The sequence below is a fragment of the Pseudomonas donghuensis genome, assembly GCF_000259195.1.
GTDB lineage: Bacteria > Pseudomonadota > Gammaproteobacteria > Pseudomonadales > Pseudomonadaceae > Aquipseudomonas > Aquipseudomonas donghuensis.
Genome location: NZ_JH650763.1, coordinates 95,079 through 98,581 on the forward strand (window position 1 = coordinate 95,079; position 3,503 = coordinate 98,581).

3 protein-coding genes and 1 pseudogene are annotated in these 3,503 nt (G+C 61.1%); 3 read left to right on the forward strand and 1 reads right to left on the reverse strand.

The window, feature by feature from the left end; translation table 11 throughout:
• The 3 genes from glyS to UW3_RS0111910 form a co-directional block, all read left to right on the forward strand.
• Positions 1-1,646, forward strand: a 1,646-nt coding sequence (gene glyS, locus UW3_RS0111900; protein ID WP_081492788.1) for a glycine--tRNA ligase subunit beta, incomplete at its 5' end; no start/stop codon positions are given.
• Positions 1,647-1,649: 3 nt separating this feature from the next.
• Positions 1,650-2,183, forward strand: a complete 534-nt coding sequence (gene gmhB, locus UW3_RS0111905; protein WP_010222692.1) for a D-glycero-beta-D-manno-heptose 1,7-bisphosphate 7-phosphatase — start codon at positions 1,650-1,652, stop codon at positions 2,181-2,183.
• Positions 2,184-2,244: 61 nt separating this feature from the next.
• Complete coding sequence (locus tag UW3_RS0111910; RefSeq protein ID WP_010222693.1) at positions 2,245-3,015, forward strand: lysophospholipid acyltransferase family protein; 771 nt, start codon at positions 2,245-2,247, stop codon at positions 3,013-3,015.
• A gap of 173 nt (positions 3,016-3,188) precedes the next feature.
• Here the strand turns inward: UW3_RS0111910 and UW3_RS29470 are convergent.
• Positions 3,189-3,503 (reverse strand): annotated as a pseudogene (locus UW3_RS29470) (MFS transporter); the annotation flags it as partial.

Sequence of the window (3,503 nt, forward strand, 5' to 3'; positions counted from 1 at the left end):
CCCTGCCGATCCCCAAGCGCATGCGCTGGGGTGCACGCAAGGAAGAGTTCGTGCGTCCGACCCAGTGGCTGGTCATGCTGCTCGGTGACGACGTGGTCGACTGCACCCTGCTGGCGCAGAAAGCCGGTCGCGAATCCCGTGGCCACCGCTTCCACCACCCGGAAAACGTGCGCATCAGTGCCCCGGCCAACTACCAGGAAGACCTGCGCAAGGCCTATGTCCTGGCCGATTTCGCCGAGCGCCGCGAGCTGATCAGCAAGCGCACCGCCGAACTTGCCCTGCAACAGGAAGGCAGCGCCATCGTGCCGCCAGCCCTGCTCGATGAAGTGACCGCCCTGGTTGAATGGCCGGTGCCGCTGGTGTGCTCGTTCGAGGAACGCTTCCTTGAAGTGCCTCAGGAAGCGCTGATCACCACCATGCAGGACAACCAGAAGTACTTCTGCCTGCTGGATGCCGACGGCAAGCTGCTGCCGCGCTTCATCACCGTGGCCAACGTCGAGAGCCGCGATCCGAAGCAGATCGTCGAAGGCAACGAGAAGGTCGTGCGCCCACGCCTGACCGACGCCGAGTTCTTCTTCAAGCAAGACAAGAAGCAGCCGCTGGAAAGCTTCAACGAGCGCCTGCAGAACGTGGTGTTCCAGGCCCAGCTGGGCAGCGTTTTCGACAAGGCCGAGCGGGTTGCCAAACTGGCCGCCTTCATCGCCCAGCGTATCGGCGGCGATGCCCAACGCGCGGCGCGTGCCGGTTTGCTGTCGAAGTGCGACCTGGCCACCGAGATGGTCGGTGAGTTCCCTGAGATGCAGGGTGTTGCCGGTTACTACTACGCCCTCAACGACGGCGAGCCGCAAGACGTCGCCCTGGCCCTGAACGAGCAGTACATGCCGCGCGGTGCCGGTGCTGAGCTGCCCTCGACCCTGACCGGTGCGGCCGTGGCTATCGCCGACAAGCTCGACACCCTGGTCGGTATCTTCGGTATCGGCATGCTCCCGACCGGCAGCAAGGACCCCTACGCCCTGCGTCGTGCGGCACTGGGCGTACTGCGCATCCTGATCGAGAAGCAACTGGACCTGGACCTGAACGAGGCGGTGAACTTCGCCGTGACCCAGTTCGGCGCCAAGGTCAAGGCCGCAGGCCTGGCCGAACAGGTACTGGAGTTCGTCTTCGATCGTCTGCGTGCCCGTTACGAAGACGAAGGCATCGACGTTGCCACCTACCTGTCGGTACGTGCCCTCAAGCCAGGCTCGGCCCTGGACTTCGACCAGCGCGTGCAGGCCGTCCAGGCCTTCCGCCAATTGCCGGAAGCCGCAGCCCTGGCCGCGGTGAACAAGCGCGTGTCGAACCTGCTGAGCAAGGCCGAGGGCGCTGTCGCCACCACGGTCGAACCAAAGTACTTCGACAATGCCAACGAGTTCTCCCTGTACTCGGCGATCCAGCAAGCCGACCAGGCCGTGCAGCCAATGGCCGCCGCGCGCCAGTACAGCGAGTCGCTGGCGCGCCTGGCAGCCCTGCGTGAGCCGGTCGACGCCTTCTTCGAAGCGGTGATGGTCAACGCCGAGGACGCCAAAGTCCGCGCCAACCGTTATGCCCTGCTCAGCCGCCTGCGCGGTCTGTTCCTGGGCGTGGCTGACATTTCGCTGCTGGGGTAAGTCTTGAAGCTGCTGATTCTCGATCGGGACGGGGTGATCAACCAGGACTCCGACGCTTACATCAAGTCGCTGGACGAGTGGATTCCGATCCCCGGTTCGATCGAAGCGATTGCGCAGTTGAGCAAGGCCGGCTGGACGGTGGCGGTGGCCACCAATCAGTCCGGCATTGCCCGCGGCTACTACGACCTGGCGACCCTCGACGCCATGCATGCGCAGTTGCGCAGGCTGGTGGCCGAGCAGGGTGGCGAGGTCGGGCTGATCGTCTATTGCCCGCACGGGCCCGATGAGGGCTGCGCCTGCCGCAAACCCAAGCCGGGCATGCTCACCGCCATTGCCACGCACTACAACGTGAATCTGGCTGGCGTGTGGTTTGTCGGTGATAGTAAGGGTGACCTGGAAGCCGCTTTGGCCGTCGATGCTCAACCGATTCTGGTAAAAACCGGAAAAGGCGAGAAGACCCTGAGCAAGGGAATTCCTGAAAAAACGCTGATTTTCGATGATCTGGCAGCCATCGCCAGAGAACTTATCCACAAATAGCGCGCCTGCACAACAGGCGCACTTTTACTAGGCGGGCAAGCCCGCAACGGTACATGCCGCTATGTCGATCTTGCAGGCGATCAGAATTTTTCTTTTTTACCTGCTGCTGGGTACCAGCTCCTTGCTGTGGTGCACCCTGAGCTTTTTTATCGCGCCGTTTCTGCCATTCAGCGCCCGATATCGCTTTATCAACGTCTACTGGTGCCGCTTTGCGCTGGTGCTGGTACGGGTGTTTCTCAACATCAAGGTCAAGGTCACCGGGGCTGAGAACATCCCCAAGCAACCCTGTGTGATCCTCTCCAATCACCAGAGCACCTGGGAAACCTTTTTCCTTTCCGCCTATTTTTCGCCCTTGAGCCAGGTGCTCAAGCGTGAACTGCTGTACGTGCCGTTCTTCGGCTGGGCCATGGCCATGCTGCGGCCGATCGCCATCGATCGCGACAACCCCAAGGCCGCCTTGAAGCAAGTCGCCAGCAAGGGCGACAAGCTGCTTAAAGAGAACGTCTGGGTACTGATCTTTCCGGAAGGCACCCGCGTGCCGTTTGGCCAGATCGGCAAATTCTCGCGCAGCGGTGCCGCTTTGGCGGTAAACGCTGGCTTGCCGGTACTGCCGATCGCTCACAACGCCGGCAAGTTCTGGCCCAAGCAGGGCTGGGGCAAGCGCGCTGGCACCATCGAGGTGGTGATTGGCGCCCCGATGCATGCCGAAGGCAGCGGCCCACGGGCCATTGCCGAGCTCAACGACCGCGCTGCGGCATGGAACGAACAAACCCAGCGCGACCTCGGCTCACTGCCTGCAGCAGCGCCAAATCAAGCGCAGGGCGTGGCCTGACCGATCTGTGGATAACTTGTGTACAGTATTTGGATTTCTCAGCAGAAAATTCGCTAAGTGATTAATTTAGCTACTTATTTCTCTGTATGACTGTTTTTTGAAAATCGTGCATAAGTTTTTTCGCGGCATAAAAAAACCGGCGCTTACGCCGGTTTTTTTGTGCCTGTAAATCCTTACACCTTGTCGATATCCACATCACGGGTTTCTTTCAGGCAGAACAGCCCCACCACCAGGCTGATGCCGGTGATCAGTACCGGGTACCAGAGCCCGTAGAAAATATCGCCGGTGTACACCACCAAGGCAAAGGACACCGTGGGCAGGAAGCCGCCGAACCAGCCGTTGCCGATGTGATAGGGCAGCGACATCGAGGTATAGCGGATGCGGGTCGGGAACAATTCGACCATCACCGCCGCCAGCGGGCCGTAGGTCATGGTCGCGATCAGGATCATCGCCACGATCAGCACCACCACCATCGGCTGGGTGACGCC

Excerpts from the sequence above, each read along its gene's own strand:
- UW3_RS0111910 (WP_010222693.1), top strand. The coding sequence starts at position 2,245 with ATGTCGATCTTGCAGGCGATCAGAATTTTTCTTTTTTACCTGCTGCTG.